Origin of the sequence: Pseudomonas sp. EL_65y_Pfl1_R83 (assembly GCF_963970695.1) — a bacterium.
Taxonomy (GTDB): domain Bacteria; phylum Pseudomonadota; class Gammaproteobacteria; order Pseudomonadales; family Pseudomonadaceae; genus Aquipseudomonas; species Aquipseudomonas tritici.
In genome coordinates this window covers 1-509 of the sequence record NZ_CAXAQI010000268.1, presented here as the reverse complement: position 1 = coordinate 509, position 509 = coordinate 1, and the positions used below count along the sequence as shown (strand labels likewise).

At 47.3% G+C, this 509-nt stretch carries 2 tRNA genes and 1 rRNA gene; all 3 read left to right on the top strand.

Annotated elements, in window-relative coordinates:
* A 16S ribosomal RNA gene (locus tag AACY08_RS28805) occupies window positions 1-62 on the top strand; the annotation flags it as partial.
* A gap of 82 nt (window positions 63-144) precedes the next feature.
* Window positions 145-221, top strand: a tRNA-Ile gene (locus AACY08_RS28800).
* Window positions 222-251: 30 nt separating this feature from the next.
* Window positions 252-327, top strand: a tRNA-Ala gene (locus tag AACY08_RS28795).
* The last annotated feature ends 182 nt before the right edge of the window (window positions 328-509 follow it).

Genomic DNA, 509 nt, shown 5'->3' with positions numbered 1-509 from the left:
TGACTGGGGTGAAGTCGTAACAAGGTAGCCGTAGGGGAACCTGCGGCTGGATCACCTCCTTAATCGACGACATCAGCTGCTCCATAAGTTCCCACACGAATTGCTTGATTCATTGAAGAAGACGATAAGAAGCAGCCCGAAATTGGGTCTGTAGCTCAGTTGGTTAGAGCGCACCCCTGATAAGGGTGAGGTCGGCAGTTCGAATCTGCCCAGACCCACCAATTTTGTGTGGGAAACGCCTGTAGAAATACGGGGCCATAGCTCAGCTGGGAGAGCGCCTGCCTTGCACGCAGGAGGTCAACGGTTCGATCCCGTTTGGCTCCACCACTACTGCTTCTACGTTATGAAAGCTTAGAAATGAGCATTCCATTATTGTGATGGTGAATGTTGATTTCTAGTCTTTGATTAGATCGTTCTTTAAAAATTTGGGTATGTGATAGAAAGATAGACTGAACGTTACTTTCACTGGTAACGGATCAGGCTAAGGTAAAATTTGTGAGTTACTCTGC